This is a genomic window from Rhizobium sp. WW_1 (genome assembly GCF_003610155.1).
GTDB classification, from domain to species: Bacteria; Pseudomonadota; Alphaproteobacteria; order Rhizobiales; family Rhizobiaceae; genus Rhizobium; species Rhizobium tropici_A.
Genome location: NZ_RAIN01000016.1, coordinates 1 through 23399, shown reverse-complemented (window position 1 = coordinate 23399; position 23399 = coordinate 1). Strand labels below are relative to the sequence as shown.

Genomic DNA, 23399 nt, shown 5'->3' with positions numbered 1-23399 from the left:
GTTGCCCAAAGCGACCTGCGGCGCTGAACCAATCAAATAAACATTACCAGGTGCGCGTTTGCCGACACCGCTAGCCGACCGCCGCGATCGCCTTTTGACGGTGTTGCATCTGACTTGCATCAAACCTGACAAACGAACCCGCATCTTGTGAATAGCAGTAATGCGCTACTCCTCTTTCATCAACTTGCCGCGTGCGATGAGCTTGGTTTTACAAATCGCCACTCATGCTATTCGCAGCGCTATACAGATCTTTACGTTTTACGACAACAGCACGCAGGGCTGGATTGGCTTAGATTCCGCTTCTCCATGGCGTCGGCCATTTGCATCTCACCATGCCCTTTGGTGGAGGAAGAAACGCGCCCATAAGTGGGCATCATCGGCACCATCTCTCCTATAATGCGTAGCGAATGCCACGAGCAAAATGATGCTGAAATGAATTAAAACTGATGCGAAAATGAACCGAAAATGTTGACTTAGGGATTCATCGAACTAGTTCCCGCTCAGACGCCGGGGCCTGCCCCATCCAGAGTGACCATATGATTTCGCATAATCTTACGCAGCTATTCCAACCCTAAGCCGTTGGAATGGCGAGGAATATCTATGCGATTGAGAGGTCACGCCACAGCCTAGTGGGACTTCAGTATCCTATGAGCAGCATCACCGGACGGCTCGTCAAGGGAAGCATGTGGTTAAGTCTGTCTCGGACGATCGTGAACGGACTTGCAACTCTCAGCACTTTCGTATTGGCGCGCTATCTGGCGCCCGCCGACTTCGGTGTGGTTGCTCTAGGCATGACGATCCTCATGATCGTCACGACCATTACCGAGCTTTCCCTTTCCGAGGCGCTGATCCGCCATGCCGCACCGGACGAGTCCCACTTCAGCGCCGCCTGGACCCTGAATGCCGCGCGCGGGCTGGCGATCTGCATCCTGTTTGCGATTTTTGCCTATCCGGCCGCTACCCTGTTCGATGAACCCAGACTGGCAGGCGTCATGTTCGCTCTAGGCATCAGCATGCTGATGGGCGGTCTCACGAATCCGCGGCGCATCATGCTCCAGCGCGACCTGATCTTCTGGCAGGAATTCGTGCTTGCCGTTTCGCAGAAATTCGCAGGCTTCGTCGCCTCTGTTGCGATCGCGATCATCTATCAGAGCTATTGGGCGCTGATCATCGGCACGCTTCTCAGCCAGGCGACGAATGTCATCGTCTCCTATCTCGTGCTGCCGTTCAGGCCCAGGATCACCTTTCAGCACATGAGGGAGTTTTTCTCCTTTTCGGCCTGGCTTACCGCTGGCCAGATCGTCAGCACGCTCAACTGGCGTTTCGACTACCTGCTTGTTGGCAAGATGCTCGGCGGGATACAGCTCGGCTATTATTCGGTTGGCAGCAACCTTGCCATGATGCCGACACGCGAGGCGACAGCTCCCCTCACCCAGACGATCTATCCGGCTTTTGCAGGCATCCACAACGATCCTGGCCGGCTCGCCGCCGCTTATCAGCGGGTGCAGGCGCTGGTGGCCGCCGTTGCGCTTCCAGCCGGCATCGGTGTTGCCGTAACAGCCGATCCGCTGGTCAGGCTCGCACTCGGCGACAAATGGGCGCCAGTCATCTTCATCATTCAGTCGCTTGCCTCCGTCTTCGCGCTGCAAACGCTCGGCTCGCTGGTGCAGCCGCTCGGCATGGCAAAGGGCGAGACGCGCGTGCTCTTCGTTCGAGACACGCAGATGTTCTGCCTACGGGTGCCGATCATGATCGCCGGCTTGCTCCTCTATGGGCTTCCGGGCGTCATCGCCGGCCGCGTGTTCACCGGCCTCTTCAGCACCGTCGTCAACATGATGCTCGTGCGGCGCTTCACCGGCATCACCGTCGCCCGGCAGCTTTCGGTGAACCTGCGGGCACTCGCCAGCGTCGCCGTGATGGCGGCAGGCGTCGCGCTCGCCTCAAGCCATCTGGCCTACACCGACGACAAATTCGTGCTCGTGACACACCTCGCAATCCTGATCCTGCTTGGCGGCCTGCTCTACTGCGGTTCCACGCTGCTGTTGTGGACATTGATGAAGCGGCCGACCGGCCCTGAAACGGAGGTTCGAAACATCCTCGGCAAGGTGCTGCCGAGACTACGTCCTGCCTGAAAACGCGCGGCCACATTGGCCGGATTGACTTGTCATCTGAATGGGGGAATGGGGAAATGACATTACCATCAAATCGAGCGTTGATCGCGAAACTCGACAACATGATCCACGATTGCCTGAAGGATTACATCGGCAATGATGAGCCGCTGGCGATCCTCGACTTTCCCGACATCCGCAACTGCGGCGACTCTGCCATCTGGCTGGGCGAAATGGCCTATCTCGACAGGCGATACGGCAAGCGACCGACCTATGTCTCGCGCATCGATGATTTTTCGCCCGAGCAACTCGAACGCACCATGCCGACCGGCCCGATCTTCATTCATGGCGGCGGCAATTTCGGTGACATCTGGGATGCTCACCAAGACTTTCGCGAACGGGTGCTTGAACGCTTTCCCGATCGCCAGGTGATCCAGTTCCCGCAATCCATTCATTACAAGTCGCAGGCGCGCCTGGATGAAAGCGCCCGCGCCATCGGGCGCCACAAGAACTTCGTATTGCTGGTGCGCGACGAGGAATCGAAGGAATTTGCCCATAAGCATTTCGATTGCGAGGTGCGCCTTTGCCCGGACATGGCCTTCAGCATCGGAGCCATTCAGCCGGAGGAACCACAATTTCCCGTGCTCGCCATGCTGCGCTCAGATCTTGAGAAGGTAGGAGACGCCAATCTCCAGGCCTATCCCGATATTCCCAAAGAGGATTGGACGACCGAATCCGCAAAACGCGTGCGAATCTCGAAGGCGCTTGGCGCGGCAACGGCCCTGCTGGCTCTTAAACCGGCGGAAATACGGCTGCGCAAACTGGACGCGGCGGCACATAACCGACTGCGGCGCGGTATCCGTCAAATCTCCCGCGGCCAGGCGCTCGTCACCGACCGGCTACATGTCCATATCTGCTCGATTTTGCTCGGACGGCCGCATGCGGTGCTGGACAATAGCTACGGCAAGATACGTCGGTTCATGGCGGCATTTTCCGGCGGAACGGATCTCGCCTATCGAGCGACCTCCCTTGAAGACGGCATAGCGTGGGCGCGCCATCAAGCCGCTCAGCCGCTTGCGCCCGCTGCCTGACGCGACTGTCTCATATCATAAAGTTTGGGAATGTGCCCGCAGAAGCGGGCGCCTCCTCTTTTGCACGAAGATCAGGTATCCTCGCTCGAGCGCTATGCTGTGGATATTGCGGCCCTGCGCCATTCGGCGAAACAGTTGATCTGCCATAGATCCGTGATCTGCTGGCAAGGCTGCAACATCGCTTCGGACTGAAGCGTGCCGATTGCCTCCGCCCATGCAGATCGATATGTCCCGGATATAAGTTTCTTGGAAAACAGCTGTTAGTGCCTTCCTGGCAACATCACGCATGCGCAAGAACCCAGAAAAAGCCGTTGGCGAACGATGGAACATAGAATGCCGCGATCGTCTCAAGCTTTACGCTGCTTTCAGCGCGACTCCATTCGATATTGTACGCAAGACTTACTGTTAATATATGTAGTTTTCCCGGAACATATCTCCACATCTATATATTTCTTATTGTTTATTTGTATCCATGCATTAATTTTCATTTCATTTTCACATGCGAGTTTATTTTATAAGAATATTTCAAATAACTACTTCAAGGGCAGGAAGCATCGATTATGACATCATCAGAGCGGCAGAAACTTTCTCGCTTTATCATGATGACGTTACTGCCAATATTTGGTTGTCCAACCCTATTCGCGGCAATTTCACTGACAGCGTTTCGTTGAGGTAGTAGATTGACGGCCTCGACACCGTTCCATCTCTGTCGGCAACATTCTCTCCGACCTAGAAAAATCATCGATGGTAGCAGATGGCCGAACCACCGAGAGGCCCGACGATTGAGGCAAAATTGCCCACCTTATCCGTCTCGTCACAACTCGCTTCGGCGCCGTCCTGACCGAAACGAATATCAAGTTTGAGCTCGACTGACAGGGGCTCGCCGCGATCGCCTGATACAGAAAACCCGGCAGATCGGTGAAAATGCCGGGTTTATCTTTCTATCGACCGGGAGATAGGCTCAGCGGGCGTTGTACTTGGCATCAACCTCGTTCATCGCCTTGACGTTACCGGCAGAGCCGCCGTTTTCGTCGAAAGTCTGCGCCAGGAAGGCGTCGGCAATCGCCTTGGCAAGCTCGGTACCAATGACGCGAGCGCCCATGGTGATGATCTGGGCGTTGTTCGAAAGAGCTGCACGCTCCGCCGAATAGGTGTCATGTGTGAGAGCCGCGCGAATACCCGGCACCTTGTTGGCCGAGATGCAGACGCCGATGCCGGTGCCGCAGACAAGGATCGCCTTGTCGTAGGTGCCGTCGATCACGCCTGATGCAACGCGGTCGGCAAGATTGGCATAGAAGGCATCGGGGCCTTCCTGCGTGCGCGAGACTTCGCTCACTTCGAAACGATCCTTAAGGTGGCCGGCGAGAACCTTGGCGAGGCCTTCGCCGGCGCTGTCTCCAGCAATAGCAAGTTTCATGATGATCTCCAATGAAAGAACACAAGGGGCAAAACGCCTTCAACTGGCGGCTTTTCCTTGGATTCGGTTGTGGTTTGACCGGCATTGGCGCCGATCGGCTAAATCTCTTCCTTCCGCTGGACAGCGTGTTGCCGTCCTGCGGTTCTGAACCAATCTCCAATACGTGACCTGATGCGTTAGCTTCGGTCACAGAGTGACGTTCGGCTCCCGGTTTCTCATTCTCCTTCAAGAGCGCAGCCCAGACCTGCCGGGCTCGCTAGACCGTCATCAGGACAACCGGCATATCGTCGACGCGCCTTCCGTGGTGCTTTCGCCGCGCAGCTCGTAAGCGCGCTGGTCACGCAGGATCTGGAAGGCGATCGTCAAAAGCTTGCGCGCGATCGCGACGCGCGCCTTGTTTACTCCTCTGATCTTCAGGTGCTCGTATTGGGCGCGAAGTTGCGCATCGGTGGCGATGGCGGGCGTCACCGCCTCGACGAAGGCCCAGCGCAGCCACTTGTTGCCCTGCTTGATGATCTTGCCATGAAAGGTCTTGCCGCCGCTCGAATAGGTCGACGGCACCAGTCCGGCATAGGCGGCAAGCTTCTTCGGATTGCGGAACCGCGAGATGTCGTCGATCTCCGCATCGATCAGCCGAGCGAAGAACTCACCGATGCCGGGGATCGTCTTCAACAGTTTCACATTGCCATTGGCCTTGGTCATCGCCCGGATCGTTGCTTCCGACTGCTTGATGCGCCCGTCGATGTCGCCGATGAACTCCAGCCCCCGGTTGATCTGGACGCGGTCGATCTCCGACACATTGAGCGCGGCGAGTTGCTGACGCCCGGCCTTGCCGAACAGGTCGCCCAGCTTCTTCAACTGGGCTGTCTGCTCCGGGTAACGGTCGAACACCGTCACGATCCGGTTCTTCACCATCGTGCGCAGCCGCACGTAGAACATGCGTTCGCGAAGCGCCACGCGAAGCTCCCGCGCCTTCTCTCCGGGAGCCCATGCCTCCGGCACCAGATCGGCCCGTAACAGATGCGCCAGCACCGTCGCGTCGATCTTGTCCGTCTTGATCTTCGCGTCGGCGATCGCCTTCACCTTCAAAGGATGCGCCAGAACGACATCGTCGCAGATGTCGTCGAGCCAGTCGTACATCACCATCCAGTTGCGGGTCGCCTCGACAACGGCATGCGAGTTCTCGCGGTAGCGTTCCAGAAACTCGCCCAGCGACTGGCGATCGTTCTTCACCCGGCCAGAGCGCAGCGTTTTGCCGCTACTGTCCTGCACCACAAGGTGGCTATAGGATTTGTGGTAGTCGACGCCGATATGGTATTCATAAGAGGCAGTCATGCTTCCAACTCCTTTATTGAGATCTGTGAAACCCCAATAAGGTAAGCCGAAAGGCTGGAAGCGTGACTGTCCCTCGATCATCACCTGCATCTCAGTGATCCGTTCTATCGGTGGAGGCGGCCTCTTTCATGTCACCTCCTTCAGAGTTTGGCGGCGCACTTGGCGAGGATGTCGAGATAACCCTCGACGTTCCAGGCCGAACGGCCGATGAAAAGCCCGTCTATGTTCGGGCAAGATATGAGTTCTTCACAATTTTGCGGATTGACCGATCCGCCGTAGAGGCACGGGATCTTTCGACCAAGCGCCTTTTCCGCAACCGCAATGATCTCCGCCTGGCGCGCATCGGCATAGGAAGGTTCTGCCGGAATGCCCTTTTCGCCAATCGCCCAGACCGGCTCGTAGGCGAGCAATATCTCGGCGTGCTTCTGAGCATCAGTGAGCTTGGAGAGTGCGCCGACCACCTGTTTGCTCAAAATCTCCGCTGCCCGACCGCTTTCGCGATCCTCCAGCGTCTCACCGATACAGATGAGCGGGATCAGGCCATGGCGCACGGCCGCCTCGGTCTTCAGTCCGACGGTTTCGTTGGTCTCGCCGAAATGTTCGCGGCGTTCGGAATGACCGAGCTCGACGATATCGAGGTTGCAATCCCTAAGCATCAGCGGCGAAATCTCGCCTGTCCAGGCACCGCGATCGGCCCAATGCATATTCTGGGCCCCGACCTTGACGGAGCTGTCCGACAGGATTGATTTCACTTCGCGCACGGCCGTGAACGGCGGGATGATAAAGCGCTGGATGCGCTCGTCCCTCAGCGCATCGGCGGCACGCAAGGCCTCGGCAAAGGCGCGCGCCTCCGCCAGCGTCTTGTTCATCTTCCAGCTTGTGCCGATCCAATAGCGAGGCTTATCTGTCATGTCATATCCTGGTTCGAGGCGATGGTCAGGGCGATGCCATCCCGGCGGAATTGCTCGAGGATGACGGCATCAGGCGCGTGATCGGTAATCACGGCGCCGAAGTCGGTAAGGTCTGCCATCACATGCATGGCGGTGTGCCCTATGCGGTGATGGTTGACGAGCAGGCAGCTCTTTGCCGCGGACGCTATCATCGCACGCTTCGTGCGTACGACATTGTCATCCATATGATAGGCGAGCTTGCCGGAGACGGCCGGCGTCGACAGAAACGCGACGTCGGCCCTAAGCCGTGACAGCGCCTCTTCTGTCACCACGCCCAGAAAGGCGTTGAACTTGGCGGAATAGACACCGCCGAGCGCGATCAGAGTGATGCCGCTTTCGTTTCTCATGCGGTCGATGATCGCGGCATTGTTGGTAATCAGCGTCAGCGGCCGTTTCTGTAACAGCATCTCGCCGAGCACGGCCGCCATCGAGCCGTCGTTGATCATGATGGTCATGCCCGGCTCGACCAGTTCCAGCGCCGAGCGCGCCATGGCGACCTTTTCGTCATGGCCCTGGCGCTCGCGGAAACGGAAATCGCTTTCGAACTGCGTTCCCGCGTCGATCGTCGCACCGCCGCGAACCTTGCGCAACACACCGGCCTGCTCGAGATCATCGAGATCGCGATGGATCGTCATCTTGGAGACGACGAAACGATCGGCCAGATCGTCGAGATCGACGGTCTTGTGCTCGATGAGCAGATTGATGATCGATTGCTGGCGCTCTTCCCGTTTCACCTTTGCACCCCGGGCCAAAGACCTAAATGACGCTGATAGGAATATAACACCGATACATCACAATTCAACATTTTTACTGTTACATTGAGATGAATTCATGTTTTCACACTAGCGTCAGCGCTGGAGCAGCGCCCTTGCCGTTTTCTCGTCCGTGATCAGCCCGTAGAGACAGTGGCTCTTGAGGACTGCACGAATGGCTTCCACCTTCGGCAATCCGCCTGATAGCGCCACAAGCCGCTCGCCTTTTGCGCGCGGCAAGGAGGCCGACAGCGTTCGGGCCGTCAGCGTCGTCTCCAGAATATTGCCATCGACATCGAAGAAATGGCCGAGAATTTCGCCGACGCCACCGGCTGCGGTGATCTCCTTGATCTCCTTCGGCTCAACCATGCCCGACAAGACGAGCTGCGCATCGGTATCCACCGTACCGAGGCCGACGAGCTTGAGATCGGCACCGTTGGCGAGATCGAAGACCTCCTTGACGCCGCGCTGGGCCAATAGCACATCACGGTCTTCGCGCGTATTGGCGAAGAAAGGCACCGGCATCACATGCGACTGCATTCCGGTCTTCTCGGCAATGCGATGCATCACATCATAAGGATTGGCCGCATAGTTTCTCGTCAGACCGCCGAGCAGCGAGACGAAACGCAGATCCTTGGCGCCGACCCGGGCCATATGGTGAACCGCGGACGACAGCGTGCGCCCATGGCCAAGACCGATGACCTTGTTGTTGCCGCTTTCGATCTCCCGCCGCAAGAAGCCGGCCCCCGCCTGCCCGAGGGCGCGAAATTCAAAACCCTCTTCGCCGAGATCAGGCGCTACCTCGCAATATTGCAGGCCGAAGCGGGCCGAAAGTTCGGTTTCGAGTTCGACGCATTCGACGATGTCGCCGTCAATCGTCACCTTGACGACGCCTTCGGCGACGGCGCGCGCGATCAGCCGATGCGCCTTTACCGAGGGCACGCCGAGACGCTTTGCCACTTCGGACTGAGTCAATCCGCCGGCATAGTGCAACCAGGCCGCCCGCACGGCGAGCGAAGCATCCGCATCCGTCATCGATCATTCCCTTTCATTTCGCTGTGCATAGCTCCTCGCCAGCCTTCCATCCGGCCAAAACACCCCAATCCACCTCCTCCGTTTAGAAATGAGGCGCTCATGGAATCGAGACTCGGCCGCTCCAGCGGCTAGATATGCAAGTCGTTGACGCCCGTGTCGATATGAGGCGCCCAGAAGGCAATGCTTTCGGCAATCTGCGGGATGACCTGCCGATCGTTGGGCTCACGCTCCTTGAACGACAACTCCAGGCAGATCTCATTGTCCTTGGCGCCCCCTTCGGCGAAGGCCTTCAGCAGCGGTTCCGGCTGGATGCGACCCTTGGCGTTGAATTCCGCCGTGAAGGGACGGTGACCGCCTTTATCCATCAGGCTCTGCTTGATGTGCATGATCGGCGACACTTTCGGCACGGCGCGCGCCCAGGCATAGGGATCAAAATCGTCGGGATTGGACGAGGTGACGTCGCCATGATCGATATCGGCCATCATCCACATCGGAATGGCGAATGGCGCCCTGGTCAATCTGTCCTGCAGGGAAAGACAGGCTTCGATTGTCTCACCGAATTCGCGGCCGATGCTCATCGGCTCCCAGAAGACATAGGAAAGACCGGCACCGCGGGCATGCTCTGCCACCTCGCCCCAGCAATCGATCGCAATCCGGATCAGGTCTTCGCGCCGAACCGGATCGTCATAGTCCTTGTAGGTAAAGATCGCGAACTGGGTGCCGACGGAATGACCGCCGAGATCGGCGGTAATATCGGCAAAGGTCTTGAACCAGTCGACGTAATAGCGGCGGACATCCTTATCGGGATGACCGAAATGGTTGAGGCGGCCGTAAGGGCCGGTCATGCCCGACGTCACGCGGACGCCGGTCCTCTTCAGTGCTGCCTGCATGTCGCGCGTCAGGCGTCGAATGACCGGCGCCTGCCAGCTCGGATTGATGAATTCATGCGTGAGCTGCAGGTCGCGAATTCGCAGATCGCGCGCGACCGTTTCGATCAGATCGGAAGGCTCGGCAAATCGGTTCACCAGCGGGTTGGTGTTGAGTGAAAGCGTCAAGGGCATTTACGGTCTCCCGGCAAGTCTGTTGGTTCAGGCGGCAAGCGCCAGTTCAGCATCGAACCAGGCAGAGAAAGCCGCTTTCTCCTCAGCCGTCATGCGCAGACCCTCCTTGGTGCGGCGCATCAGCACGTCTTCGGCCGCCCGCGCCCATTCGAAGGCGACGAGATAGCGGACTTCGGCTTCATAGAGATTGCCGCCGAAATGCCGGCCAAGTTCCGCGAGAGACGCGGCATTCCCGACGATCTGCCTGGTGCGGGCGCCATAGAGATGGCCGTAATGATTGACGAGCGCACGCGGCATCCAGGGATAGGCCGCACGCAGCGTGTCGGAAAAGGCGACATAATCGGCGTTCGGGATTTCGCCGCCAGGCAGAACGGCCCCGCGCGTCCAGTCGCCTCCCATCTTCGGAAAGAATTTGGCGAGCCGCTGCATAGCGTGCTCCGAGAGCTTACGGAAGGTGGTGATCTTGCCGCCGAAGACGCTCAGGAGCGGCGCACCGCCAGTCTCGTCGAGATCGAAGACATAATCGCGCGTGACGGCCGAAGGGTTGCCCTTGCCGTCGTCGAACAGCGGCCGCACACCGGAGAAGCTTTCAAGCACGTCGGAGCGGCGCAGCTTCTCCTTGAAATAACGGTTCACGGCCGTGATCAGATAATCGATTTCCTTCTCGTCGGCCTTCACCTCTTCCGGCTTGCCCTCATAGGGAATGTCGGTCGTACCAATCAGCGCCTTGTCGCCCTCGTAAGGGTTGATGAAGATGACGCGCTTGTCATGGTTCTGGACGAGATAGGCCTGCTGACCGGCCCAGAACTTCGGGACGATGATGTGGCTGCCCTTGACGAGCCGGACGCTGCGCTGGCTGTTCGAACCGACGACGCGGCCGATAATGTCATTGACCCAGGGCCCCGCGGCATTGACCAGCACGCGGGCGCGCACGGTTCGCACGTCGCCGGAACGCTGGTCGCGCATCTGGACGATCCAATTACCCTGCTCGCGCCGCGCGCTGACGCAAGCCGTGCGCGTCAGGATCTGCGCGCCCTTGGCGGAGGCGTCAAGCGCATTGAGAACGACGAGCCTGGCGTCATCGACCCAGCAATCGGAATATTCGAACCCCCTGGAATACTGATCGAGGATCGGCGCCCCTTCCGGATCGCGATGCAAATCGAGCGAGCGGGTGCCCGGCAGCTTCTTGCGGCCGCCGAGATGATCGTAGAGGAAAAGACCGAGGCGCACGAGCCAGGCGGGGCGGTCGGTCGGGCTATGAGGCAGCACGAAACGCATCGGCCAGATGATGTGGCTTGCCGAGTTCAGGAGCACCTCGCGCTCGATCAGCGCTTCGCGCACGAGACGGAATTCGTAATATTCCAGATAGCGCAGGCCGCCATGCACCAGCTTGCCCGAGCGCGAAGAGGTTCCCTCCGCGAGGTCGCCCTTCTCGCACATGACAACCGAAAGGCCGCGGCCGGCTGCATCGCGGGCAATGCCGGCACCATTGATGCCTCCGCCGATCACGAAAAGATCAAAGATTTCCGGTTCCATCATGTCATGCTCCTTCGGATGCCTGGGGCATCATCAAATCAATCTTTACGGACGGCCGCCCGTCGGTCCGATATCCTAGTGCTGGGCCAGTTTGTCCCAGGCCGGCGCGATTGCCTGCCGCACATCCTTGTAGGCCTCGAACAAGCGGTCGTAGCGCTCAGCGTTTTTCGGATCGGGCGCCTCGGCCTCGCCAAGCAGCGGCGTCACCCAGTCGGCAATGCAACTGTCCATGTCCTGATAGGCACCGATTGCAACTGCGGCCATCATTGCGACACCGGCGGCGCCTGCCTCCTCGCGATCCGAAATCCGCACGGGCGCCTTGACGGCGGCGGAAAGCGAGCCCCGCAGCGCACTAGAACGGGCGGCACCTCCGGTGATGCGCAGTTCGGAAGGCATGTCGCCCATGGCCGCATAACAGTCGCGCGTCGCCATGCCGAGACCTTCGACCACAGCTCTTAGCATGTCGGCAAAACCATGCCGGGTTGAAAGGCCGGTAAAGCCGGCGCGCGCATGCGCATTGACGAAGGGCCCTCGCTCGCCCGCCTCGGAAATATAAGGGTGATAGAGAAGGTTCGTCGGCCGCGCTTCGGCAAACCAGGCGTCGATGCGGGGAATAAGGTCGGAGTAGGAAACCTTGCTTCCGCCCGCCGACATCAGATCTGCCGCGATTCGCAAGAGCCAGTCGATATTGATCGTCGCGCCCATATTGGTCTGGACCTGCGTGACAATCCCAGGGATGGGCAAGGCGATGACATATCCCGTCCCCTCATCGTTGAGCTGAACGTCAGGCACGGCTTTGGCGCGCATATGCACGCCCGTCGACCCGATCGTCGAGCAGGCGGCATTCTGGCCGCCGGTGCGCACGCCGGCGCCAAGCGCCGTCATCACCATATCGACATAACCCAGCGAGACCGGCGTTCCAGCAAGCAGGCCGGCGGCCTTCGCCGCCTCCGCCGTCAAGGGATGGCTCGTCTGCGTCCCGTCGATAATGTCAGGCAGAAGCGAGCGCCGGCGTTGAAGACCGAGCGCATCGATAACCACCTCGTCATACTGACGGTTGCGGAAATTGCCGAAGGTAAAGCTTGCCTCGGAGGGATCGGTCGCGCGCACGCCGGTAAGGTTGAGATAGAGCCAGTCCTTGCAGTGCAATGCCGTCTCGGCTCGATCGAGGAGTTCGGGCATGAAGCGATCCATATGGGCAAGCTGCGTGCCCTGCTGACAGGTATTCAAACCCGTTCCGGTCGCCTCGAAGCGGGCGCGATTGGCCGCCGTCGCGCCAAGGCGCGTGACCGTCGGCGCCGCGCGAGCGTCGAGCCAGAGCCAGGCATCGTCAACCGGGGTATTGCCGGAGCCGACAAGCCAGGTGCCGTCACCCTGGCCGGTAACCGCGATCGCGGCGGTTCGGGCAGCAAGGTTCTCGACCTTCTCGCCAAGCCCGCGCAATGCACTGACGCAGTCCGACCAGGTCTGGCCGAGCGACTGCGTGACCGAACCGTCCTCACCCATCTCATAGCGATTTCGCGCCGACGCCGAGGCGATCTGCCTTCCGGTCAGCTCAAAGGCAACAGCCTTTAAAACAGAGGTACCCGCATCGATCCCGATGATGATCCCGTCACTCTTAGGCATTGTACGCCAGCTCCACCATGCTGCACCCCGCGATAGGGGCATAGGCATACATCACAAACATTTTCATTCCTCCCCACGCAGCCAAGGGCATAATCTACGCGAAGTCGCATATATCGTCGCCACCGCACTCTACCCGACAAGGGAAGATCGCGAACGAAGCGTTAGCAGATACCAGACCCCAGCCGCATAACCGGACACGGCGCCGCCGGCGATCCATCAAACAGTTCGCCGATTTATAACATAAAGATACCGCCGTTACAGTAATATTTTTCTGGTGTTGTAATTTTTTTCATATAAAATGCACATGAAAGATCGCTCCGCCACTGCTGCAAACAGCTATGGCGATGCCTTGGAGGAAGGTCACCTAGTAATCGACGCATCCCCTCGATACCATGGCTGACGCCTTTAGCCGCACGAAAGCTCTGTCGATTTAATTATTTACTATCAGTATCTTATGCTATTTTTCTCGTATCAATCTGACCAAGACGATAGCTGGAATGCGCTTTCAACGAGACGTCGGGCAACTGCTGGCATCCTGGACAAGATGGCAGGAATGGCCGGAGCGCATTCAGGCAGATCAAATACGGGACATGCTAAAACGCAGTTGACAGGCTCCGGAATTCATAACATACAGAATGCAGTTATTAACATACTTCTATCACAAATATCGCATAGACGCGACGATTGTGAACCAGAAATGGGCGACTGGAGGAGACAGCCGCTCGGACGCTGAGGAGGCTCCTGATGTTGAATTTCCTTTCCGGTGGCGGCAAAGCCCGAAACCAAGCGGAGCGCTTGTTGGCCCGGACGCGGAAGCCAGGCTTCCGTTAAGCCGCACCATGGCACTTTTCTCCCTTTCTCCATCAGGCAATCCGGCTGACATGCCCAAGGTCGTTTGAACATGAATACGCAAGCTCAATATGCAACTGCCAAGCCGACAGGCTCCAAACTCAAGATCGTCGCCGGCATTGCCGCTGTGGTGATCGTGATCGGCGCCATCGCCGCCGATACCAAGGTGGTCAAGATCGGCTCTGCACACGATGTGCGCGAGCAGGGCTTCCAGCCGGAAGCCTATGGCGCTGCGGAATTCCCGAAGGTGCAGGCGGATGTCGAAAAGCGCGCCGTCGATGCAGTAACGCTCGCCAATGCCGTTCTCGCCGACAAGAAAGCAGCCGGCACGAAATATGGCGTCGCAACCAGCACCGGTCCGGTTCTCCCGGTTTCGCTGAATGGCACATTCGGCGATCGCAAGGCCAATCTCAACGAGTTCAAGGTCGACGGCATGCCCGACGGTGTCACCATCCGGGTACAAACGGGTCCTGCGATCAACGGCACCGATCTTCGCGACGCCACCGGCACTATCCAGTTCGGGCAGTTCACCAACCAGATCGAATATCAGGACGCCGGTTCCGCCATCAACAACGAGATGAAGAAGGCCACACTGGGCAGCCTCGATCCGGAGAAGCTGACCGGCAAGACCGCTACGGTCGTCGGCGTGTTCAAGCTCATCAATCCGAAGAACTGGCTCATCACTCCGGTAAAGGTCGATGTAAAATGAGCCAGGTCCAGCAGAATGGGGCGGCCATAGGCCAGGTCGTTCTCGCCGCCCGCAACGTCGCCAAGTCCTATGGCAGCGTTCACGCGCTGAAGGGTGTGAACTTCGATATCCGCCGTGGCGAAGTCACGACGCTCTTCGGCGAAAACGGCGCCGGCAAGTCGACCCTGATGAAGATCCTGTCCGGCGTCATCCAGCCGACATCGGGGGAGATCATCCTCGACGGCAATCCGATCAGCTTTGCGTCCTCCACCCATGCCCGCTCCTGCGGCATCTCCATCATCCACCAGGAATTGAGCCTGGCGCCGAACCTGAGCGTCCGCGACAACATCTTCATGGGTCGCGAGATCATGAAAGGCGGCGTGGTCGACTTTGCCGAAGAGGAGCGCCAGACCCGCGCGCTGATGGAAGAGTTGGAAGAGCATATCGATCCCCTCACCCCGGTCGAGGATCTCCGTCTCGGCCAGCAGCAGATTGTGGAAATCGCCCGTGCCCTCTCCGTCAATTCGCGCATCCTGATCATGGATGAGCCGACTTCGGCGCTGAGCGCCACCGAAGTCGAGGTTCTGTTCAAGGTTATCCGCGACCTGACCGCGCGCGGTGTGTCGATCGTCTACATCTCGCATCATCTGGAAGAGGCGCTGCAGATCACCAACCACGCCGTCGTGCTGCGCGACGGCAACATGACTGCCTATGCCGAGCGCAAGGATATCGACCTCGAATGGATCGTGCGCAACATGGTCGGCGACAATTTCGACCTCGGCAGTCCGCCGACTGGCCACAAAATGGGCGACGTCGCGCTGACGATCGACAGTCTCACGGTCCCCGGCCCTTCGGGCGCTGCCTATAATGCCGTCGACCGTATGTCGCTTGCGGTTCGCGCTGGCGAAATCGTCTGCATCTATGGCCTGATGGGCGCGGGGCGCACCGAGCTGCTCGAATGCGTGGCGGGACGCCTGAGATCGAGCGGCGGCCGTGTCCTTCTCGGAAATACCGATGTCGGCGGTCTCAGCATCGCCGGTCGCATTGCTCAAGGCCTGGTTCTTGTGCCGGAGGACCGGCAGCGCGACGGCCTGGTTCAGACGATGACTGTCGGCTCGAACCTCTCACTTGCCAGCATCGGCGCGTTTACCAAGGGTCTCTTCACTTCGGGCGGCCGCGAGCGGGCTCTGGTGAATGAGTCGATCCGCAAGGTTCATATCAAGACTGATGGCGGCGACGCGGCGATCGGTTCGCTGTCGGGCGGCAATCAACAGAAGGTCGTCATCGGCAAGATGCTGGCGACAGACCCGCGAGTGATCCTGCTTGACGAGCCGAGCCGCGGCATCGACATCGGCGCGAAGGCGGAAGTCTTCAAGCTGCTCGCCGAGCGCGCCAAGGAAGGTCTGGCGGTGATCTATTCGACATCGGAAGTCGCCGAATGCCTGAGCATCGCCCATCGCATCATCGTCATGCACCGCGGCAAGATCTCTGCCGAATTCGGTCCGGACGTCACCAAAGAAAAGATCATGGCCGCCTCGGGCGAAGCAGTGGTCGCGCACTAGCCGCATTCATGGAGCACTGATTATGTCAGTCACGAACATCACAGATAAAAAGCCAATCGCGAACGGACAGCGGCGGAACTTCAGTCTCGTGCGGCTGATCCTGGAAGGGCGCGCCTTCTTCGCGCTGATCGTCATCATCGCGGTCTTCTCCTTCCTGTCGCCCTACTACTTCTCGCTCAGCAACTTCCTGACCATGGCCTCGCATGTCGCGATCTTCGGCATTCTTGCCATAGGCATGCTGCTGGTCATCCTGAACGGCGGCATCGATCTGTCGGTCGGCTCGACGCTTGGCCTCGCCGGCTGTATCGCCGGCTTCCTGATGCAGGGCGTCACGCTTTCGAGCCTCGGCGTCATTCTCTACCTGCCGGTCTGGGCCGTCGTCGTGGTGACCTGCGTGCTTGGCGGCGTGGTCGGAGCGGTCAACGGCGTGCTAATTGCCTATCTGCGCGTGCCGGCCTTCGTCGCTTCGCTCGGCGTGCTCTATGTTGCCCGCGGCATCGCGTTGCTGATGACCAACGGCCTCACCTACAACAATCTCGGCGGCCATGCGGAACTCGGCAATACTGGCTTCAACTGGCTGGGCTTCAACCGCCTCGCCGGCGTTCCGATCGGTGTGATCGTGCTTGCCGTGCTTGCCATCATCTGCGGCCTCGTTCTCAGCCGCACGGCGTTCGGCCGCTGGCTTTATGCCTCCGGCGGCAACGAGCGCGCCGCTGATCTTTCCGGCGTCCCCGTCAAGCGCGTCAAGATCATCGTCTATGTCCTGTCGGGCGTCTGCGCCGCCATCGCCGGCCTGGTGCTGTCCTCGCAGCTGACATCGGCTGGCCCGAACGCCGGCACCAGCTACGAGCTGACGGCGATTGCCGCAGTCGTCATCGGCGGTGCGGCATTGACCGGCGGCCGCGGTACGGTGCGCGGCACCATGCTTGGCGCCTTCGTCATCGGCTTTCTGGCGGACGGCCTCGTCATCATCGGCGTGTCCTCCTACTGGCAGACGGTCTTTACCGGCGCCGTCATCGTGCTCGCCGTGCTGATGAACAGCATCCAGTACGGACGCCGGACCAAATCGAGCTGACACAGCAAACGAACTTGTCACCGGCCGACACATGGAGCTGGCCGATGAAAGAACCGCCGGTTCACCGGTATCACCAGAGCTCATCAAAGGGAGAGAGACTAATGTTTAAAAAAGGTTTGCGCATTGTCATGGCAGCGGTTGCTATCGCTCCGCTACTGACGGGAGCAGCATGGGCCGCCGGCCAAATGACGATCATCGTCAACGATCCGTCCAACCCCTACTGGCTGACCGAAGGCAATATCGCCAAGGCGACCGCCGAAAAGCTCGGCTATACCGCAACGGTCGGCGCGCACAAGGGCGATACCAATACCGAGAGCAACCTGATCGACACGGCCATCACCAACAAGTCGGTCGCCATCATCCTCGATCCGGCCAATGCTGACGGCTCCGTCGGCGCGGTCAAGAAGGCCGTTGCCGCAGGCATCCCGGTCTTCCTCGTCAACGCTGAAATCAACCAGGAAGGCCTTGCCAAGGCACAGCTCGTTTCCAACAACGCCCAGGGTGCCGCGATCGGCGCTCAGCAGTGGGTCGAAGCCGTTGGCGACAAGGGCAATTATGCCGAACTCTTCGGTTCGCCCTCGGACAACAACGCCGCAACCCGCTCGAACGGCTATGAAACCGTTCTCACCCAGTATCCCGACCTGAAGAAGGTTGCTCAGGAAGTTGCCAACTGGGACCGCACCCAGGGCCACAACAAGATGCAGTCCATCCTGCAGGCTCATCCGGATATTATCGGCGTGATCTCCGGCAATGACGAAATGGCGCTCGGCGCGATTGCCGCTCTCAAGGAAGCTGGCAAGCTCGCCAACGTCAAGGTCGGCGGCTTCGACGGTTCGCCGGATGCAGTTGCCGCCATCAAGGCCGGTGAACTTCAGTACACCGTCCTGCAGCCGGTCGCCGTTTTCTCTGCGGAAGCCGTCAAGCAGGCCGACAGCTTCATCAAGACCGGCAAGACGGGTGCTGCAAGCGAAAAGCAGCTTTTCGACTGCATCCTGATCACCAAGGACAATGTCAACAAGTACACGGCACCGTTCGTCCTCTCCGAGTAATGATATCGGGAGCGCCGCAAGCCGGCGCTCCCACCCCTTGACCGCAATGAACGGCGCTTCGGCTGAACATCAGGAAGTACTTTTAGAAACCCGGATAGCGAACTGTTCTTTATACTCTTTTCCATAGCGTAACATTCGCTGCAGCGAGTTCATCTCCGCAAGGCTCAGCGTCAGAGGCCAAAGTGACAGACAAAACAAGCCCCGTATCATTCCTGCAGGACGAGTTGCCGAGCGACAGCCGCCATTCCCGCCAGATCGCCAGGCGCCAGATGATCGCCGAAGCCGTGATGGCGGAGGGCTCCATGCGCATAGAGGATCTGACCGAGCGCTTCGGCATCAGTCTGATGACGGCACATCGCGATGTCGATGAACTGGTCAGCCGCGGCCTCTTCCGCAAAACGCGCGGCATCGTATCGGCCGCAGCAACCAGCCTGATTGAATCGAGCGACGTCTATCGCGCCAATCGACAGGCAGGCGAGAAGAAGATGATTGCGGCGGCGGCAATGCAGTTCATCGAACCGGGTCAGGCGATTTTCTTCGACGATTCCACCACCGTTTTGCAGATGGCCTCACAGCTTCCCACCAAGGTGCCGCTGACGGCGATCACCAATTCGCTGACGCTGATGAATGCGCTGAAGGACATGCATGACGTGACGCTGCTCGCGCTCGGTGGACAGTATTATAACTGGTGCAATGCCTTTATGGGCCGCATGACGATCAACGAAATCAACCGTTTGCGGGCCGATGTCGCTTTCATTTCGATGTCGGCCATCATCGATGATGTCGTTTTCCATCAGTCGCCGGAGATCGTCGACATCAAGCGGGCAATGTTCGATAGCGCCGCCAAGAGCATCCTGCTGATGGATCACACGAAGTTCGAACGGCGCGCGCTGCACAGTTTCGCACATCTCAGCGAATTCGATGTCGTCATCGTCGACGAGAAGACGCCAGCGGCGCATCTGGAGCGCATGCGGAGCAAGAATATCAATGTGGTCGTCGCCAAAGGCGACAGGGAACGAACCTGACGGCCGAGCCCATCGGTGGCCGCCGCACGTCGTTCACGATCAGGAGTCATGAGAATGCCGAGTCTGCTCGGGATAGACAGCGGTCTGACTGTTACCAAAGCCGTCATCTTCGATATCGATGGCACACCGCTTGCCGTTGCGCGCCGCCGCGTCACCCAATTCATGCCGAAGGCTCGTCACGTCGAGCGCGACATGGAAGAACTCTGGACGCAGACGGCGGACGCCATTGCCGAGGCGATCAGGCTGAGCAACCGACCCGCCAGCGACATTCAGGCGATTGCCGCCACCGCACATGGCGATGGGATCTATCTGCTTGACCACGCAAAGAAGCCGCTCGGCCGCGCCATTCTCTCGCTCGACAGCCGCGCCGGGTCGGTCGTCGAACGATGGCTGAAGAGCCCCGTAGCCGACGAGTCCTTGAAGCTGACCGGACAATTGCCGCATGTCTCGGCGCCTTCTGCGCTGCTTGCCTGGATCAAGGTCAACGAGCCCGGACGCTTTGCGCAGATCGGCCAGATCCTGAGTTGCAAGGACTGGCTGCGCTTCTGCCTGACCGGCGTCGCCGGCACCGACCGGACCGAGGCAAGCACCTCCTTCACCAATGTTTCGACGCAGGACTATTCTCCGGATGCACTGACGCTCTTCGGCGTGTCAGAGGTGGCCGACGCCTTGCCGCCAGCTTCGCGATCCGACGAGGTTGTCGGATATGTAACCGAAGCCGTCGCCAAGCGAACCGGCCTTGCGGAAGGGACGCCCGTCGTTGCCGGCCTGCACGACGTGACCGCCTCCGCTCTCGGCGCCGGCGGCTATGCCTCCCGCGTCGTCGCTGTCATCGCCGGCACCTATTCGATCAACGAAACGCTGTCGTCGGAACCGCGCGTCGACCGCCGCTGGTTCTGCCGCAACGCCATTGCGCCGGGCCAATGGAACAACATGTCGATCTCGCCGGCGTCCTCGGCAAATTACGAGTGGTTTCTCGACAAGCTCTGCGCCAGCGACATCGCAAGTGCCGAGGCTCAGGGCCAGTCCATCCATGCCCTGCTCGCCCCCGAGATCGAGGCGGCGTTTAATCGGCCATCGAGCGCGCTGTTCCACCCCTATCTGTTTGGCTCGCCCTATGGCGCCGATGCAAGCGCCAGCTTCTTCGGGCTTGGCGGCTGGCATGATCGCGGTGATATGCTGCGCGCGGTCCTCGAAGGCATCGCCTTCAATCACAAGATTCATATCGATGCCCTGAGCGACGGCTTTTCCTTCGATCGGGCTAGGTTGGCGGGCGGTGTGTCGCGCAATCCGATCGTCGTTCAGATGTTTGCCGATATTCTTGGCATGCCTGTTACCACGACCGAAACCGATGAAGCCGCCGCCTGGGGTGCCGCCCTTTGCGCCGGAGCCGGGATCGGTGCCTACACCAGCCCGGAAAGCGACCCTCGCGATGTCGGTAAGATCGCCAGGACCTACTATCCGGATTCCACCCGCAATGCTGATTACCGAATCCGCTACGACCTATTCAAGGATATCGCCGAGGCGATGACGCCACTTTGGCCGCGGATCGGAGATCTCGCAGCGCAACACTCCCAAGACTGACCGCCAATTGCGCCGCGCGAACCAGCTGTTTTCGCGGCAACCCAGCAGGACGATGATGTTATGACCGATATGGCCGCCGATCTGAAACAACGCTTCTCGCAACTCCAGGATGGCGATATCGACGTCGTCATTCTCGGAGCCGGCGTCAACGGCGCCGGAGTGTTTCGCGATCTGTCCGTGCAAGGCGTCAACTGCCTGATCGTCGACAAATCAGACTTCGGTTCGGGAACGAGTGCGGCGCCATCCAGGTTGATCCACGGCGGCCTGAAATATCTGGAAACTGGCGAATTCCGGCTGGTCGCCCAGTCGGCGCTCGAGCGAAACCTGCTGTTGAAGAACGCGCCGCACTGCGTCGAGGCACTGCCGACTTTCGTGCCGATCTTCTCCTGGATGCGTGGCATACCGGCCGCGCTTCGCACACTTATGGGATCGACGACAGCGCCGCGCAGCCGCGGCGCGGTGCTCATCAAGATCGGGCTTGCGCTTTACGACTTCTTCGGGTCGCGCAATCGCGTCATGCCGCGCCACAGATTTCTGCTGAAGGGCCGCGCGCTGAAGGAAATGCCGCATGTCACGCCCGAGATCGTTGCGGGCGGCATCTATTACGACGCCAAGATCAGCCGACCGGAACGATTGGTCTTTGAACTGGTCAATGACGGGCTTGAGGCCAATAAGGGCTCGCTTGCCGCCAATGCGACAAAACTCGTTTCCGCCGTCGATGGCACGCTGACTTTCCAGCGCTCCGATGGCTATGCTTTCTCCGTGAAGCCGAAGCTCGTCGTCAATGCCGCCGGCCCCTGGATCGATCACGTCAATACCGCTCTCGGCGCGCCGGCTCATCTGATCGGCGGCACCAAGGGATCGCATATCCTGCTCGATCACCCGGAACTCGTTCGCAGCCTCAACGGCCACATGATCTATTTCGAAGCCGACGACGGCCGCATCTGCCTCGTCTACGGCTATTTGGGCCAGGCGCTTGTGGGATCGACCGATATCCCGTGCGACGATCCTGACAATGTGCGCTGCGAGGAACCGGAGATCGAGTACTTCCTGGATAGCGTGCGTTCGCTTCTGCCGAGCCTGCGTTTCGACCGCAGCCAGGTGACATACAGCTATAGCGGCATCCGCCCCCTGCCCGCCTCCGACGCCTCATCGCCGGGTCTGATCAGCCGCGATCACTCCGCCCCTGTCTTCGAGCCACAGGCGGGCCGACCCTTCCCGATCATCTCGCTGGTCGGCGGCAAATGGACCACGTTCCGCGGCTTTGCCGAAGAGGTCGCCGATATGGTGCTTACGCGCCTTCAACGGACCCGCAAGACCTCTACCGAACGGCTTGCCATCGGCGGCGGCAGGGACTTTCCGATGACCTCCGATGAGCGTGCGAATTGGATCAAGTCGGTCGCGGCGAAGACCGGTGTCGAGGCAAGCAGAGCCGATGAGCTTTTGAGTCGATACGGCACGACGGCGACAGAGATCTTCGCACATCAATCAGACTACAGCGACAACCAGCGCATCAGCGGCGCGCAACGTCATAGCGTCCGCGAGATCGACTGGATCGCACGCCAGGAACTGGTCGTTCATCTCTCTGACATCGTCTTCCGCCGTTCGACCATGGCAATCGAGGGCCTTCTGACGATCCAGGGCTTGCGCGAAATCGGCGCCATCGCAGCTGCCGCGCGGAATTGGGATTCTCAGCGGCTGGCCGAAGAAATCGACGATGTTATCGCGTTGCTTTCTAAACTTCATGGTCAGACACTAACCGAGGAAAGCGTGCGTCTGGCGACAAGTCCGTCCCCGCGCTGATTACGCTTTGTTGGTTCACAACATAACCAACTCGTGTACGGATGCCCCCGTTCATGCAAGTTTTTCTTTGAGGGATCTGAACGTGTGATTGGATGCGCTCATGTATTAGGCCTTTAATGCAGTCCGGATATTACACCTGGCCGGTATGGAACTGAGGGAAGCTGGCGCAAATCATTTCTACGAGCTCGTGGCTCACTGAGCCGGTTGCATTTCCCGCCCCTCTTCCACCTCCGGCGAGACGAGAAGCTGACGGTGCACAAGTGCGGCGGCCGGAAACAAGCGATAGGCACACGAGCGTCGATGCTGATCCCGCTTGCCGCAATGATCGCCGGTGACTGGACTTCGTATCAGATCAACTCATCGTGGTCGCAGGTTCCGGGTGCTTACGGTCGTCGACGATTGCATCAGGGAGCGCTTGGGCCTCGTCGCCGATACGTCCCTTTCCGGCCTCCGGGTTGCCCGTGAGCTGGACCGGATCATCAAGGGACGAGGCAAGCCAAAGATGATCGTCAGCGACAATGGCAGCGAGTTCACCAGCAACGCGATCCTGCAATGGACGGATCGGACCAAGGTGGAATGGCACTACATCGCACCGGGCAAACCGATACAGAATGCCTTCATCGAAAGCTTCAATGGACGGCTGCGAGACGAGTTCTTGCACGAAACTCTCTTCTCGTCACTGACCCATGCTCCATGCTCGATCAGCGCTTTCAAACTGGCGCAGCGATTACAATCCTGTTTCATAACGCCCATCTTTCGTAAGCGCCGTCTTTGTCCCATTTTGTCCGCTGCTTTTTGAGCATGGTTTCTCATGCGAGAAGGCTTCCATGTTATCTGGAAGCTGAATGATGGA

18 protein-coding genes and 1 pseudogene are annotated in these 23399 nt (G+C 59.3%); 11 read left to right on the top strand and 8 right to left on the bottom strand.

What is annotated here, in order from left to right:
- Positions 1–647: 647 nt before the first annotated feature.
- Complete coding sequence (locus tag BJ928_RS30615; RefSeq protein WP_047635072.1) at positions 648–2132, top strand: lipopolysaccharide biosynthesis protein; 1485 nt, start codon at positions 648–650, stop codon at positions 2130–2132.
- A 56-nt stretch (positions 2133–2188) separates the two neighbouring features.
- Positions 2189–3199, top strand: coding sequence for a polysaccharide pyruvyl transferase family protein (locus BJ928_RS30610; RefSeq protein ID WP_047635070.1), 1011 nt, complete (start codon positions 2189–2191; stop codon positions 3197–3199).
- A gap of 961 nt (positions 3200–4160) precedes the next feature.
- Here BJ928_RS30610 and BJ928_RS30605 read toward each other — a convergent pair.
- Entirely contained in the window at positions 4161–4616 is a 456-nt protein-coding gene (locus BJ928_RS30605) for an RpiB/LacA/LacB family sugar-phosphate isomerase (protein ID WP_047635245.1), read from the bottom strand.
- Between the two features lie 11 nt (positions 4617–4627).
- Here BJ928_RS30605 and BJ928_RS38955 point away from each other — a divergent pair, with 11 nt between their 5' ends.
- Positions 4628–4783, top strand: a complete 156-nt coding sequence (locus tag BJ928_RS38955) for a hypothetical protein (protein WP_156151457.1) — start codon at positions 4628–4630, stop codon at positions 4781–4783.
- A gap of 100 nt (positions 4784–4883) precedes the next feature.
- On the opposite strand, the gene BJ928_RS30600 is transcribed toward BJ928_RS38955, so the two are convergent.
- The 7 genes from BJ928_RS30600 to BJ928_RS30570 form a co-directional block, all read right to left on the bottom strand.
- The gene (locus BJ928_RS30600; protein ID WP_047635243.1) at positions 4884–5951 is read right to left on the bottom strand and encodes an IS110 family transposase; all 1068 of its coding nucleotides are present in this window, start codon (positions 5949–5951) and stop codon (positions 4884–4886) included.
- Between the two features lie 140 nt (positions 5952–6091).
- Entirely contained in the window at positions 6092–6862 is a 771-nt protein-coding gene (locus BJ928_RS30595) for a triose-phosphate isomerase (protein ID WP_047635067.1), read from the bottom strand.
- Positions 6859–7635, bottom strand: a complete 777-nt coding sequence (locus BJ928_RS30590) for a DeoR/GlpR family DNA-binding transcription regulator (RefSeq protein ID WP_047635066.1) — start codon at positions 7633–7635, stop codon at positions 6859–6861. Before BJ928_RS30590 ends, BJ928_RS30595 begins: the two co-directional genes overlap by 4 nt.
- Before the next feature lie 114 nt (positions 7636–7749).
- Entirely contained in the window at positions 7750–8688 is a 939-nt protein-coding gene (locus tag BJ928_RS30585) for a sugar-binding transcriptional regulator (RefSeq protein WP_047635064.1), read from the bottom strand.
- Positions 8689–8816: 128 nt separating this feature from the next.
- Positions 8817–9749, bottom strand: a complete 933-nt coding sequence (locus BJ928_RS30580) for a TIM barrel protein (protein ID WP_047635063.1) — start codon at positions 9747–9749, stop codon at positions 8817–8819.
- 27 nt (positions 9750–9776) lie between these two features.
- Positions 9777–11288 (bottom strand): glycerol-3-phosphate dehydrogenase, encoded by a 1512-nt coding sequence (locus tag BJ928_RS30575; protein ID WP_047635061.1) that lies wholly within the window; start codon positions 11286–11288, stop codon positions 9777–9779.
- Positions 11289–11360: 72 nt separating this feature from the next.
- The gene (locus tag BJ928_RS30570; protein WP_047635059.1) at positions 11361–12911 is read right to left on the bottom strand and encodes an FGGY-family carbohydrate kinase; all 1551 of its coding nucleotides are present in this window, start codon (positions 12909–12911) and stop codon (positions 11361–11363) included.
- Between the two features lie 901 nt (positions 12912–13812).
- Here BJ928_RS30570 and BJ928_RS30565 point away from each other — a divergent pair.
- From BJ928_RS30565 to BJ928_RS30530, 8 genes and pseudogenes are all read left to right on the top strand, one after another.
- Complete coding sequence (locus BJ928_RS30565) at positions 13813–14469, top strand: DUF2291 domain-containing protein (protein ID WP_047635056.1); 657 nt, start codon at positions 13813–13815, stop codon at positions 14467–14469.
- On the top strand, positions 14466–16010 hold the full coding sequence (locus BJ928_RS30560; protein ID WP_047635054.1) for a sugar ABC transporter ATP-binding protein: 1545 nt from the start codon (positions 14466–14468) through the stop codon (positions 16008–16010). Before BJ928_RS30565 ends, BJ928_RS30560 begins: the two co-directional genes overlap by 4 nt.
- Positions 16011–16032: 22 nt before the next feature.
- Positions 16033–17085 (top strand): ABC transporter permease, encoded by a 1053-nt coding sequence (locus BJ928_RS30555; RefSeq protein ID WP_047635052.1) that lies wholly within the window; start codon positions 16033–16035, stop codon positions 17083–17085.
- A 101-nt stretch (positions 17086–17186) separates the two neighbouring features.
- Complete coding sequence (locus BJ928_RS30550; protein ID WP_047635051.1) at positions 17187–18134, top strand: D-ribose ABC transporter substrate-binding protein; 948 nt, start codon at positions 17187–17189, stop codon at positions 18132–18134.
- A gap of 182 nt (positions 18135–18316) precedes the next feature.
- Positions 18317–19159: a DeoR/GlpR family DNA-binding transcription regulator gene (locus tag BJ928_RS30545; RefSeq protein WP_047635049.1), complete on the top strand. Its 843-nt coding sequence runs from the start codon at positions 18317–18319 to the stop codon at positions 19157–19159.
- 54 nt (positions 19160–19213) lie between these two features.
- Complete coding sequence (locus tag BJ928_RS30540; RefSeq protein WP_047635048.1) at positions 19214–20743, top strand: FGGY-family carbohydrate kinase; 1530 nt, start codon at positions 19214–19216, stop codon at positions 20741–20743.
- 60 nt (positions 20744–20803) lie between these two features.
- Positions 20804–22546, top strand: a complete 1743-nt coding sequence (locus BJ928_RS30535; protein ID WP_047635046.1) for a glycerol-3-phosphate dehydrogenase/oxidase — start codon at positions 20804–20806, stop codon at positions 22544–22546.
- Positions 22547–22765: 219 nt separating this feature from the next.
- Positions 22766–23280 (top strand): annotated as a pseudogene (locus BJ928_RS30530) (integrase core domain-containing protein); the annotation flags it as partial.
- Positions 23281–23399: the final 119 nt, after the last annotated feature.